The sequence below is a fragment of the Paraglaciecola arctica BSs20135 genome (assembly GCF_000314995.1).
Classification (GTDB): Bacteria; Pseudomonadota; Gammaproteobacteria; order Enterobacterales; family Alteromonadaceae; genus Paraglaciecola; species Paraglaciecola arctica.
On record NZ_BAEO01000031.1, the window covers coordinates 102,090 to 114,854 of the forward strand.

Annotated in this window: 12 protein-coding genes and 1 pseudogene; 12 read left to right on the top strand and 1 reads right to left on the bottom strand. The window is 39.5% G+C overall.

All coding sequences use genetic code 11. From position 1 onward, the window contains the following. The first annotated feature begins 105 nt into the window (after positions 1–105). The 12 genes and pseudogenes from GARC_RS12165 (at position 106) to GARC_RS12220 (ending at position 12,189) form a co-directional block, all read left to right on the top strand. Positions 106–453: a mercuric transporter MerT family protein gene (locus GARC_RS12165; protein ID WP_007620382.1), complete on the top strand. Its 348-nt coding sequence runs from the start codon at positions 106–108 to the stop codon at positions 451–453. Positions 454–514: 61 nt separating this feature from the next. Continuing rightward, positions 515–799 carry a mercury resistance system periplasmic binding protein MerP gene (gene merP, locus GARC_RS12170; RefSeq protein ID WP_193363076.1) on the top strand — a complete coding sequence of 95 codons (285 nt, stop codon included), beginning with the start codon at positions 515–517 and terminating at the stop codon, positions 797–799. Next, positions 799–1,217, top strand: a pseudogene (merC, locus tag GARC_RS12175) (organomercurial transporter MerC). Before merP ends, merC begins: the two are co-directional and overlap by 1 nt. Positions 1,218–1,240: 23 nt before the next feature. After that, a complete protein-coding gene (gene merA / locus GARC_RS12180; protein WP_007620385.1) occupies positions 1,241–2,692 on the top strand; it encodes a mercury(II) reductase in 1,452 nt (483 codons plus the stop codon). Between the two features lie 108 nt (positions 2,693–2,800). Beyond that, positions 2,801–3,250 carry a MerR family transcriptional regulator gene (locus GARC_RS12185; protein ID WP_007620387.1) on the top strand — a complete coding sequence of 150 codons (450 nt, stop codon included), beginning with the start codon at positions 2,801–2,803 and terminating at the stop codon, positions 3,248–3,250. 82 nt (positions 3,251–3,332) lie between these two features. Continuing rightward, positions 3,333–3,899, top strand: a complete 567-nt coding sequence (locus GARC_RS12190) for a hypothetical protein (protein WP_007620389.1) — start codon at positions 3,333–3,335, stop codon at positions 3,897–3,899. 349 nt (positions 3,900–4,248) lie between these two features. Then, the gene (locus GARC_RS12195) at positions 4,249–4,596 is read left to right on the top strand and encodes a hypothetical protein (protein ID WP_039989491.1); all 348 of its coding nucleotides are present in this window, start codon (positions 4,249–4,251) and stop codon (positions 4,594–4,596) included. Positions 4,597–4,700: 104 nt separating this feature from the next. Continuing rightward, positions 4,701–5,945 carry a TolC family protein gene (locus GARC_RS12200; protein ID WP_007620393.1) on the top strand — a complete coding sequence of 415 codons (1,245 nt, stop codon included), beginning with the start codon at positions 4,701–4,703 and terminating at the stop codon, positions 5,943–5,945. Between the two features lie 55 nt (positions 5,946–6,000). Further along, positions 6,001–7,293: an efflux RND transporter periplasmic adaptor subunit gene (locus GARC_RS12205; protein ID WP_007620395.1), complete on the top strand. Its 1,293-nt coding sequence runs from the start codon at positions 6,001–6,003 to the stop codon at positions 7,291–7,293. Between the two features lie 26 nt (positions 7,294–7,319). Next, positions 7,320–10,502, top strand: coding sequence for an efflux RND transporter permease subunit (locus GARC_RS12210; RefSeq protein WP_007620397.1), 3,183 nt, complete (start codon positions 7,320–7,322; stop codon positions 10,500–10,502). A 90-nt stretch (positions 10,503–10,592) separates the two neighbouring features. Further along, positions 10,593–11,513, top strand: a complete 921-nt coding sequence (locus tag GARC_RS12215) for a cation diffusion facilitator family transporter (protein ID WP_007620407.1) — start codon at positions 10,593–10,595, stop codon at positions 11,511–11,513. A 211-nt stretch (positions 11,514–11,724) separates the two neighbouring features. Further along, the gene (locus GARC_RS12220) at positions 11,725–12,189 is read left to right on the top strand and encodes a DUF4124 domain-containing protein (RefSeq protein WP_007620408.1); all 465 of its coding nucleotides are present in this window, start codon (positions 11,725–11,727) and stop codon (positions 12,187–12,189) included. A gap of 103 nt (positions 12,190–12,292) precedes the next feature. On the opposite strand, the gene GARC_RS12225 is transcribed toward GARC_RS12220, so the two are convergent. Further along, positions 12,293–12,640 (bottom strand): hypothetical protein, encoded by a 348-nt coding sequence (locus GARC_RS12225; protein ID WP_007620410.1) that lies wholly within the window; start codon positions 12,638–12,640, stop codon positions 12,293–12,295. Positions 12,641–12,765 lie beyond the last annotated feature (125 nt).

The following is a 12,765-nucleotide window of genomic DNA, read 5'->3' on the forward strand; positions in this document are numbered from 1 at the left end:
CTTTTATGACATCTCAAAAAAGTGTAATACCCAAGTAAAAAAAGCCTGTTGACTCCGTACCATGGTACGCAATTTATAATGAGTCATAACATAATAGGTAATTATATGAATGAGAAAGAATCCAACCTTCCTATGCTCGGCGGCATTATCGCGGCAATAGGAGCCGGCGTATGCTGTGTTGGGCCTTTGGTGCTACTGCTACTTGGAATAAGCGGCTCTTGGATAGGTAATTTAACGGCATTTCAACCCTATCGGCCCGTGTTTATTCTTTTTGTCGTTATGTTGTTTGGTTACTCGGGGTGGAAAATTTATCGCCCCGTTGAAGAGTGCGCCCCTAATACCGCGTGCGCAGTACCCGCAACACAACAGCGTCGCAAAGTGATTTTTTGGCTCACTACGATTACCGCCATTGTTTTAGTGACAAGCAACTATTGGATACTTTGGTTTGCTTAACATTTTGGACTTTTACAATATTAAACTGATCAATACACAACCGTAACTTTGGGAAATTATGATGAAAAAACTATTATTAGCTGCTTTGTTTCCACTTTTTAGCATAAGTACTTTTGCAGAAACTCAAACCGTTACGCTTGATGTGCCCACCATGAATTGTGCGACTTGCCCTATAACCGTCAAGAAGTCATTAAAAAATATAGATGGCGTCAACAAAGCTGAAGTGACTTATGACACCAAGTTGGCAGTGGTGTCATTTGATGATAGCAAAACCAATGTAGACGCATTAATCGAAGCAACAACAAATGCTGGTTATCCATCAACCCTAAAAAGCAAAGGTGAATAATGTTCAATCCGTTGAAATTATTAACCCGCGCAGGTGATAAAGCTGGGTCATTAGGGGCACTGGTGTCAGCAATGGGATGTGCAATGTGCTTCCCGCTATTGCAAACATTGCCGCCGCTCTAGGCATGGGTTTTTTAGGGCAATGGGAAGGACTCTTCATTAATACATTATTTCCGTTGTTTGCCTCCCTGGCGCTGGCGATGAACATTTTAGGCTGGTTTAGTCATCGCCAATGGCACCGCACCGTGCTTGGTATACTTGGGCCTATTTTAGTTTTATTGTCTTTATATCCTTGGTTTCAATACGGCTGGAGTACATACGCCACCTATACGGGCTTGGGCTTAATGGTGGCAGTTTCAATTTGGGACATGGTCTCGCCAGCGAGCAAACGCTGTGATGATGAAACGTGTGCTGTTTAAATTTATAAAAGAGAAAAAATAGAATGTCAGATACGACAAATGAAGATTGTTGCGCATCATCTAATGAGACGCAATCAACACAATTACATGTCGCCATTATCGGTAGCGGCTCAGGGGCCTTTGCCAGTGCGATAAAAGCGGCGGAAGGTGGTGCGAGAGTCACTATTATAGAAGGGGCTGATGTTATTGGTGGTTGTTGCGTGAATGTAGGATGTGTACCTTCCAAAATACTTATTCGGGCTGCTCAATTAGCCCATCAACAACGCAGCAACCCATTTGACGGCCTTGAAAATAGTCACCCTCAAATTAGCCGTTCTTTGTTGGCGTACCAACAAAGCGCACGTGTTGAGGAGTTGCGCGCTGCCAAATACACCAGTATTTTAGAATCAAATCCTGCATTAACCTTACTAAAAGGCTATGCACGATTCAAAAACGAAAACACCTTAATTATCAATAAAGCAGATGGCTCTGAAGAAGAGCTGCGCGCAGACCGTATATTAATTGCCACCGGCTCGACGCCCAGTATTCCACTAATTGCGGGCTTAACTGCCACGCCTTATTGGACATCTACCGAGTCTTTGTTTACCCATGAGCTACCCGGAAGTCTGGTGGTAATTGGCTCATCGGTTATTGCCTTGGAAATCGCACAAGCGTACCGTCGCTTAGGCAGCAACGTTACCGTATTAGCGCGCCATACCTTATTGTATGCAGAAGATCCGTTAATAGGTGAAAAACTTAATGAATGTTTCGAGAAAGAAGGCATTACGGTGCTCGATCATACTCAAGCAAGTCACGTTAGTTATGATGGAGAATTATTTACATTAGATACTAATCGGGGAATATTAACAGCTGACAAGTTACTTGTGGCAACAGGTCGCCACGCAAATACCGCTAAGCTTGGTTTGGAAAACGTGAGCGTGGAAACAGACAAACTTGGTGCCATTATCGTCAATGACAAAATGGAAACATCAACGGCCAATATCTATGCAGCCGGTGATTGCTCTAACATGCCGCAATTTGTTTACGTTGCCGCCGCAGCGGGCAGCCGTGCGGGTATAAACATGACCGGTGGAGACGCTCAGCTTGATTTATCTACCATGCCTGCCGTAATTTTCACCGACCCACAAGTTGCCACCGTTGGCTTAACGGAAGAGCAAGCCCAAACTAATGGGCACGAGGTAATTACCCGTGTTCTAGACATGGAAAATGTGCCAAGAGCATTAGCTAATTTTGAAATCGATGGTTTTATCAAACTGGTTGCTGATAAATCAACGGGTACAATACTAGGTGCTCAAATACTTGCCCACGAAGGTGGTGAAATAATTCAAAGTGCAGCGTTAGCCATTCATAACAACATGACAGTAGAAGAACTTGCAGGTCAACTATTCCCTTATTTAACGATGGTAGAAGGTTTGAAATTGTGTGCACAAACGTTTAATAAGGATGTTAAAGACCTAAGCTGCTGTGCAGGTTAAAAATAATTGCATTTGCAGTAAGGTAAAAAACGTAGCGTTTATTTACCTTACTGCCGCTATTATCGCTAAATGCTGCGTCCAATTACAATCTCAAATTAGGAACGGGTAATGGCTAATAATTCCCCAAAAATTGAAAATATTGCTGGACTAGAAAATTTTTTTCACAATGTAATACCTGACTTTAACGGATTCATTCATGCCAATGATGAATTGTTAACTTTTCCTTTGAGTATTTCTCAATTGACGAACGCCGCCCAAACAACGGTTCACACTGGCAGGAATTACGTTATAGAAAATTTATTACACAGTAAAAAGAAAACGAAATTAGGCTATGGCCTTTATGACTTAAGTGCTTTAAAACGTCTTAGATTTATCTGGGCAGTCAGAGCTGCCGGTCTACTTATTATCGATAACAAACCCTTGTTAATTGCCATCAATACTAATGAGCAGGGTGCCTCTCAAGATCTACTCAGTACATTGAATACTAAAGTTCAGCAAAGAAAAAATTATTTGGATATTGTCGCCAAACAAATTAATGCCTCAGGGGAATTAGCCTAGAACTTAGGAGATAGAACGCTTGCTATCCTGAAGGAATATAGCCTGCTATCTTATTCAAGTTGGTCAAATAAGGAGTATAAAAGTGTCAACCACGAAACTTAAATTGGAAGAATCAGGCTCCCTTCATCCCCCCGGTCCTTTAGGCCGCTTGGTTCGTGTGATATTTGGCGCTTTATGTGGTTGGTATCTTTATAACCTCATTAAAATGTGGCCTTTGATTATTGATACTAATGGTATCCACCCCTTACTATGGAACGGTGTATTCCCGTCATTGCTGTTAGTCAATTACGTTATCAATATTGGCTGGTCACGGGATTGGAAAAAATACCCTATGATTGGCAGTTTGCTAGTGTTTGCATTGTTTGGCATGTACAGTTACTTAAGTTATGGAAAGCTTGAAACGCAAATTCTTGCTAACAGTATTTTCTTGTGGCTGATTTACATTTATTGTCATTTAGGTTTTTCTTTTTTGTTATCTGCTGCTATTGCAACACCCGGTTGTGAGATGCGTGCATTACACCATCTTTATACTTTATTAACTGGAATTCGAACTAAAGAACATTGTTGTCCTATAGGTCCATTACACCCTCTAGATCAATGGGAATTGAAAAGGCAACTATCAAAAAAAAGTCGAGTTCCCAAAGAGTGAATGTCCATTCGTGTAATTGATATTGACAGTGTAAAAAACGAATTTTTGCATTATTGATAAAATAAGTGCCGTTGGTTTATTAATCTGAGATCTAGTTAAACTAGCATCAAATTATTAGCAGTTAACAGCTCAAAACCTTGTATAGACTAATCGATCGACCGTACAGTGGGCTGAATTTTTACTCATTACTACTTTCTCGTGTTTTAATTATTTAGTTCAAAAGCACAAAGAGGTGTACGTTATAAACCCATTAATCTAAAGTTAATTTTTAATACTCTTATTCGAAAAAAATTGACGAATTTTGTAAGAAATGTTCTAATAATTTTTTATGCATTTAAAGGTTATCTCTTTGAAAAATAAGTTTCTGAATTTAATATTAGCGTTTGCGATTGTAATACAATCGTTTGTAGCTATTGCAAATTCACAAGAAACGCATGAATTAGATGTACAACATATCCAAACTGAACATTCTCATGAATCTGATCGCCAAATAATTGATAACGAATTACCAATAGAAGGTGAACATAGTTTTGAGAACTGTCATCACTGTGGACACTGCCATGGGTTTCATTCTCAATGGTTGACTCAAACTAAAGCTAGTATTGATCACGATAAACTCGTAACTCATCAATACCTATATTCATTTCAATATGCTAATGCATACTCTGATAACCCAATAATCCCCCCTATAAGTTAACTCTATTTGAATCGCTCAGTTTAGCTGAGCACCTTTATATTCGTGTCTACTTACGATTTTACTGTCGTCAGTTAACACTATCTAAATAAATATGAGTTTAATTTATGAAAATATTTTTTCAAAAAAATATTGGCGCTGTGCTATGCGTCGGTATGTCTTTAGCTATGTTAATTAATATACAAAGAGTAAATGCACAACCAACATCGACGTCTTGGCTGTCAATGCAAGTAAACAAGCATCCCGATATTATTGCTGCCAAAGAAGAAATGAATGCTGTTTTTTCAAATGCGGAAGGAAACAAGCAGCCGCTTTATAATCCTGAACTAGAGACTGGTTATGAACGAGAAGGTGACGGTAATAATTATTCAATTGGTGTTAGTCAAACTATTGATTGGTGGGATAAGCGAGAAACGAAAGAGCAACAAGCTAACTTTAGCTTAACCCAAGCAAGCAAACACTTTGACTTTCTTGTTCAAGAAAAGACAGCGCAAGCTTTACAAGCGTTAGTTACTTGGCAAGCAGCTAAAAAACAAGCTGTTATAGCCCAAGAACAAGAAAAGCAGTTAGAAACCTTACTTGATCTAGTTAAGGAGCGTCAAAAAGCAGGTGATCTTGGACAAGTAGATGCCGAACTTACTTTTTTAAGTTTATCTCAAATGTTGAATGTTACCGCAAAAGCACAAGTTCAATTAAAACAAGCGGAAGCCCAAACCAAAGAGTTACTACGAGATTGGACGCCGAATAAAGAGGTTTTACCTGCGCAAGGTTTAACTATTACCAATATTCAAATTTCACCTCAATGGCTTGAACAACATCCCTTAGTCTTAGCGGCAAAAGCACAATGGCAAATTACTAAAAGTGAAGCGCAACTGGCATTATTGGAGACTAAAGCGGACCCTACTATCGGTATGAATATTGGTAAAAATCAACGAGAAAATGTGCTTGGTGTAACGTTTTCAATGCCTCTGAACATTCGCAACAATTTTTCAGCACAAGCTCGGGCTGCAAATCAACAAGCATTAGCTGCCGAAGCCAATTTTCGTTCCGTTATGCGCAAGCAACAATTTGCTATCCAATCAAGTACCGACACTTTAGTCACTTATCAAAAAAGCTATCAACGATGGCAACAATTGATGGGTGGAAGAGGAAAACGTAGTGGCGATTTACTGCAAAAGCAATGGCAAAGTGGTGATGTGAGCACTACCGAGTATTTACTTGCATTACAACAGCGTGCTGAAGGTCTTAATGCTGGCATTGAATTACAAAGTCAATTTCAACTAAATCAAATAAATTGGCTATTACAAGTGGGACAAATAAAAGCTGCGCTCCAGCAATTATCTCAGCCTTGAAATTCAAAGGCCCTCTCAATAATTAATAGTCAATGAACAAATTTTGGAAAAACATATGAATAAGCAAATTAAATTAATAACGATAGCCGCACTATTTTGTGGAATAACAACCATAAGCACTGCAACAATTGCAAATGTTCAATCGGCTGAGAAAACCGAAAAACATAAAGCCGAAAGTCAGAGTAAAGAACATATTGAAGAAGAACAAGATGACGGACATGGGCATGAAGAAGAAAAAGATGATGAGCATGGACACGAAGAAGAAAAAGATGATGGGCATGGGCATGAAGAAGAAAAAGACGATGGGCATGGGCATGAAGACGAAAATGAACACGAAGAAGAAGGTGCAGGAGTTAAACTTTCAAAGAAACAGTTGAATTTAGCAGGAATTAGCCTAACCGTGTTAGAGCCTCAGGCGATGTCTTTCAGTATTTATTCGCAAGGCGAGATAAAAGCGAATGACTATACCAGTTATTTAGTCTCACCAAGAGTCGACTCCGTCATCCTAAAACGCCATGTTGCTCTAGGCGATCATGTTGAAATTAATCAGCCCTTGGTTACCTTGTTTAGTGAGTCAATGGCTGAGGCGCAAGCCAGTTATAGACTCGCTGATTCAGAATGGAAAAGGGTTCAAAAACTGGGTCGAAAAGCGGTAGGTGATAAACGTTTTATAAAATCTCAGACCGATTATGAGGCTAACTTAGGGCGTTTGTATGCGTTTGGTTTATCCACAGACGCTATTACCTCTTTGGCTACCAACACTAATAAACTGGGTCAATACACTTTAAACGCAGAGACTTCTGGCGCTGTATTGTCTGATGATTTTCGTCAAGGCCAACGCATCGAATCAGGCGGCACTTTATTTGATTTAGCTGATGAGAGCACGTTATGGGTTGAAGCACGTTTAGCTCCATTAATGGACTTAGACTTACGTGAAAATTCGAAAGCGCAAATTAAAGTCGGTAATAATACATATCTAGCCACAGTTACTCAACAAGCTCACACCATCGATCCAGTGACTCGCACGCGCATAGTACGTTTACTGGTTCAAAACGACGATCATAAGCTTCATCCAGGATTATTTGCCGATGTCTATTTTTCCCTTGAAACTGACAAAAAGGTCCTGGCTGTACCTGAAGAAGCATTAATGCGAGGTAGTGATGGTGATTGGATGGTTTTTGTTGAAGAAAATGGCGAATTTAAAGGTGTTGAAATCGAATTGGGACGACAACTTGGAATATTGCGTGAAATTCATGGTTTGCCAGCAGGCTCAAAAATTGTCACAACTGGTGCTTTTTATGTTGCCGCGGAAATTGCCAAAGGCAGTTTTGACGCACATAACCATTAATTTATTGATAATTGGAGAACTAACACATGTTAAATCGTTTGATTGACTGGTCTGTCGCTAACCGATTATTGGTGATACTTGCCTTGGTTGCGTTAACGGCTTCGGCCTTTTTTACTATTCCACGTTTGAATTTGGATGCATTTCCAGATGTGACCAACGTGCAAGTAGCCATAAATACTGAAGCCCCAGGTTTGGCTTCAGAAGAAGTAGAACAACTCATTACCTTTCCTATCGAAGCGGTAATGTATGCCTTACCTGATGTTGAAGAAGTACGCTCTATTTCCAAAACAGGTTTGTCTGGTATTACGGTTGTCTTCAAGGAAGGCACTGATATTTATTTTGCTCGTCAATTGGTTTTTGAGCGATTGCAATCAGCAAAAGAATTAATACCTGAAGGTGTTGGAACACCTGAAATTGGTCCAAACACCTCTGGTTTGGGGCAGGTATATCAATATTTACTACTCGCTGATGAAGACTCTGGTTATGACAGTACGTCACTTCGAAGTCTAAATGATTGGGTGGTTAAATTATTATTAATGCCAGTAGACGGAGTAACTGATGTCTTAGCCTTTGGTGGAAATGTTAAACAATATCAAGTCAATGTTAATCCTTCTCGCTTGCTTGCTTACCAATTAACTCAACAAGATATTGCTAATGCATTGGATGATAATAATGACAATGCGGGTGGCTGGTATATGGATAGAGGCCAAGAGCAACTTATTATTAGAGGCGTTGGTTGGTTAAGTAGTGATGAAAAAGGTATTGAAGAACTAAAACAAATTCCTGTTAAAACAATTGAAGGTACTGTTGTTTATCTTGCTGATGTGGCAACTGTTGAGTTTGGAAGCGAAATTAGACAAGGCGCGGTCACGATGACAAAACGTGTCGGTGCTAACGGAAGCAAATTTCTAGGTGAAGTTGTATCGGGTATTGTTTTGAAACGTATGGGCGCAAATACCAAAGTTGCCATTGATGGCATAAAAGACAGAATACCGCTCATCCAACAAGCCCTACCAAAAGGAGTGACGTTTGAACCTATTTATGATCAAGCAGACCTCATTGAAAAAGCCGTCAGTACAGTTTCGCAGGCATTGATTTTGGCTTTTGTCTTTATTGTTATTGTGCTGGTGCTTTTCTTACTGAATATCCGCGCAGTTTTACTGGTACTTATTTCTATCCCGCTTTCTGTTGGTATGGCATTAATGATTATGGCTTACAATGGCTTGTCTGCGAATTTAATGTCACTGGGTGGTTTAGCGGTCGCTATAGGGATGATGGTAGATGGTGCGGTGGTTATGATGGAAAATATTTTCAAACATCTCAGTCAGCCAGACCGTCGTCATGAAGGAACGCATGACAGTGAGAACCCTTTTGATGTCGAAAAAGATATCGATGTAAGTTTGCGTATACAAATTGCCGCTAGAGAAGTCGCTAAGCCTGTATTTTTTGCAGTAACCATTATTATGGTGGTTTTTGCGCCTTTGTTTAGCTTAGAAGGCGTTGAAGGCAAACTATTTCAACCCATGGCGATTAGTATTATGATTGCTATGGTGGCGTCTTTAGCCGTATCACTCATTGTTGTACCTGCGTTAGCCAGTTACCTGTTTCAACGAGGTTTTAAAGCACGAACCAGCCCTTTCGTTAGTGTGCTAGAAAAGCTTTACCGCAGTAGTTTAACAAAAGCGATGAACGCCAAAAAAGTAGTTCTTATCGGGTCTGGAGCCTTGCTTGTTGGTACGTTATTTTTAGTGCCAAATTTAGGCACTGAATTTGTGCCAGAGCTTGAAGAAGGCACTATTAATTTACGTGTAACCATGGCCCCTTCAACCAGTTTAGCGACTGCCCTTTCAGTTTCACCTAAATTGGAAAAAATATTACTTGAATTTCCTGAAGTAATTTATGCTACCAGTCGTATTGGCCGAGCAGAAATTGGTGGCGATCCAGAGCCGGTCAGTAACATTGAAATCTATATTGGTCTCAAACCAGTTGTAGAGTGGACCAGTGCTAAAACACGCCATGAACTTCAAGGTTTGATGGAAGTAAAGCTTGAGCAATTTCCAGGTTTACTACTGAATTTTTCTCAACCTATAGCAACAAGAGTAGATGAATTACTTTCTGGTGTTAAAGCGCAGTTAGCCATAAAACTATTTGGTGCTGATCTCGATGTCCTTGCTCAGCAAGGCCAAGCTATAGTTAATGCTATTCAAGGTGTTGATGGTGCAAGGGATGTCGCTATGGAGCCAATAGCAGGTGAATCTCAGTTAGTCGTTAGACCAAACCGTCGTCAATTATCTCGATACGGTTTATCGGTTGGTGATGTGATGAGATTAGTGCGTAATGGTATTGGTGGCCACGAAGTAGGACAAGTCATTAATGGAAATGAGCGTTATGACATTTACCTGCGAATAGCCAAAGAGTTTAGAAATCAGCAACAAACTATTGCTGATTTACGACTACAAGCCCCAACAGGTGCATGGGTGAGATTGAGTGATGTTGCTGATATTGCTATTGAATCAGGGCCACCTCAGGTACGCCGAGATGATGTCCAGCGACGCGTCGTTATTCAAGCCAATGTGCAAGGCCGAGATATGGGGAGTGTCGTAAAAGATATTCGAGAAGCAATTGCAAGTAAGGTTGATTTACCTCCCGGTTATTCTGTTGATATAGGTGGTCAATTTGAAAATCAACAACGAGCACAGCAACGCCTCGCTATTGTTGTTCCACTTTCTATTGGCATTATTGCGTTGTTGTTATATTTTGCTTTTACCAGTGTTGGTCAAGCCATGCTCATCCTCGTTAATTTACCTTTAGCTATGATTGGTGGGATTGTCGCCTTATATATTTCTGGTCAATACCTATCTGTACCTAGCTCGATTGGTTTTATTACCTTATTTGGTGTTGCTGTTCTTAATGGTGTGGTTATGGTTGAAGCGATTAATTTACGCATTGAAACAGGTACGGAAAGTATTGCCAAAGCCGTTTACGAAGGCGCTGTATCAAGGCTTCGTCCAGTACTGATGACAGCGATTACTTCCGCCCTTGGTTTGATACCTATTATCATGTCAAGTGGTGTAGGCTCTGAGATACAACGACCATTAGCGACCGTCATTGTGGGTGGCTTGGTCACCGCGACCTTCCTTACTTTATTTGTACTCCCCGTACTTTATGGTTGGTTTTCTAAAGGTCGGATTGAAGAAATGAGAAGGTAGTTCTACTTGGTTAAAGTAAATATAACGGTTTGCTTTAACTAGATATCCCGTAGGTATTCGCTGCGGGATATCAATTTATAGGAGAAAGTCATGTCCGACAATTTACATCAACACCCAGCTAGCCATGGACACAGTCATATTCCTAAAGATATGTCTTCAAGTCGTATTGGCTGGGCATTTATATTAAATGTTTGTTTTACTATTATCGAATTTATTGGCGGCTGGTTAACCAACAGTACTGCAATAATGGCGGATGCGGTTCACGATTTAGGAGATAGTTTATCCATCGGTCTCGCTTGGGGATTAAATAAACTCAGCAAGAAAAACCATGATGAAACGTTTAGTTACGGCTACCACCGTTTTTCTTTACTTGGTGCGCTTATTAACGGCGTTGTCTTAGTAGCGGGGTCAATTTGGGTGTTAACCATTTCATTCCCTCGATTGTTATCGCCAGAGATGCCTGATGCACAAGGCATGCTGTGGTTAGCGATATTAGGGGTGACTGTTAATGGTTATGCTGCCTTCAAATTAAGTGACGGGAAAACATTAAACGAACGTGTACTTAATTGGCATTTACTGGAAGACGTTTTAGGTTGGGTAGCTGTGCTAATTGTCGCTATTGTCTTAATGTTTATCGAACTGCCAATACTTGATCCCATACTTTCAATCGGATTTACGTTATTTATTCTTTTTAATGTCTTAAAAAACCTCCGCACTGCAATACGTCTATTTTTGCAGGCAACACCAGAACAAGCCATGCAAGAAAAAATAAGAAATGAATTATCAACATTGACGTCTATTGAAGACATTCATCATTTTCATTTGTGGTCACTTGATGGTGAAAGGCATGTACTTACTGCTCATTTAGTAGTGAACCATTATTTTGATCAACAGGAATATATTGCGATAAAGCATGAAATATCAACACGACTAAGCCCGTTTCATCTTGAACATACAACGTTGGAATTTGAGTTTGTAGACGAAATATGTAGAGATTCAAAAAACAATTAGAAATGTTTTCAAAGATGAAAAGACATTTTAACCAAACCGTCACTAGAAACGTCTTCGTCATGATGGTTTGGAAATATACGCAAGGATAAAACCAAGTTTGGGACTTTGTGAACTATATGCTATCACTAGCAGATGATTCAAAAGATAAACGATGTGATCTTAATTAAAGTTAATTTAACCTCGGCACATTTTCTTAAGGAATAAATAATTTATGATTGTTCGTTATTTGTTGTTTTTTATTTTGATTAACCCGTTGAGCGCAATTGCTGCCACTCAAACTATGCAAATATACAGATGGACGGATGACTCTGGAATAATCCATTTGTCCCAATTCCCACCTGAAGGCAAAAATAATAATTTTAAGGTAGAAAAAATTCAGGTGTCAATCCCGATTTCAATGCCTCCAAAAGAAGAAAACAACAAGGAACGGATGGAAAATATTAAGAAATATATCAAAGAAAGAGAAAGTGCTAGAAATATGCAAATAGAATCATCAAAAACAGCACAAACAAATAAAATTAATTGTGCAATCGCGCGCAAAAATCTAGATCTTTATCAAAGTGGCCAAAGAATAAGAACACGTGATAATGATAATAGTGAGACTCAAATATTAACAGAAAAAGAGCGGCTCAAACGCATTAAACGATCAGAAAAAAATGTTCAATCCTATTGTTGAATAACGCGGACCCGTAAATGCCATTAATTAGCTGATAATTTTATCAGCTAATTAATGGCAACAAAGTCACTTGCTCAATGAGCATTGCCAGCTTCCCATTCAATTACATGTCTGAAAACCGATTTACCCCTTGTACCATTCGTTTAATTTCATTTTCTTCCAGATCTTTTATCGTATCGAGCAACTCTTTGGCGCTGTCTATATCGACACGAGAATAAATATGAGTGTACAACTCAATCACTTGCTCGTGATGGTTTACTGTTTTTTCCATAATGTGCGTCATATCTAATTCTTTAAAAGGTGAGTCGCAATGACCATGCTCAATAAAGGGGGGGTTTTCGATATAGTCATAACACCACATATTCAATGCTTTTTTATCAGCAGTATTGATAAACCCCTGCACAATGCGCTCTAAACTCGCTTCGTGATCAGACAAGTAGTTAAGGGTCATTTGCGCCCGCTCATCTTTATTTTGTTCAGAACAGTGTTTTAAGCAGTCCTTTAAGTTTTTATGAAATGTAACAGTCCAATTAAGTACGTCTCTAATTGTTTCAACTTGTATAGTGATATCCCTAA

Bases quoted from the DNA above. Each gene is read 5' to 3' on its own strand.
- GARC_RS12165 (WP_007620382.1), top strand. From the start codon at position 106: ATGAATGAGAAAGAATCCAACCTTCCTATGCTCGGCGGCATTATCGCG.
- merP (WP_193363076.1), top strand. From the start codon at position 515: ATGAAAAAACTATTATTAGCTGCTTTGTTTCCACTTTTTAGCATAAGT.
- merA (WP_007620385.1), top strand. From the start codon at position 1,241: ATGTCAGATACGACAAATGAAGATTGTTGCGCATCATCTAATGAGACG.
- GARC_RS12185 (WP_007620387.1), top strand. From the start codon at position 2,801: ATGGCTAATAATTCCCCAAAAATTGAAAATATTGCTGGACTAGAAAAT.
- GARC_RS12200 (WP_007620393.1), top strand. From the start codon at position 4,701: ATGAAAATATTTTTTCAAAAAAATATTGGCGCTGTGCTATGCGTCGGT.
- GARC_RS12205 (WP_007620395.1), top strand. From the start codon at position 6,001: ATGAATAAGCAAATTAAATTAATAACGATAGCCGCACTATTTTGTGGA.
- GARC_RS12210 (WP_007620397.1), top strand. From the start codon at position 7,320: ATGTTAAATCGTTTGATTGACTGGTCTGTCGCTAACCGATTATTGGTG.
- GARC_RS12215 (WP_007620407.1), top strand. From the start codon at position 10,593: ATGTCCGACAATTTACATCAACACCCAGCTAGCCATGGACACAGTCAT.
- GARC_RS12220 (WP_007620408.1), top strand. From the start codon at position 11,725: ATGATTGTTCGTTATTTGTTGTTTTTTATTTTGATTAACCCGTTGAGC.
- GARC_RS12225 (WP_007620410.1), bottom strand. From the start codon at position 12,640: ATGACCCTTAACTACTTGTCTGATCACGAAGCGAGTTTAGAGCGCATT.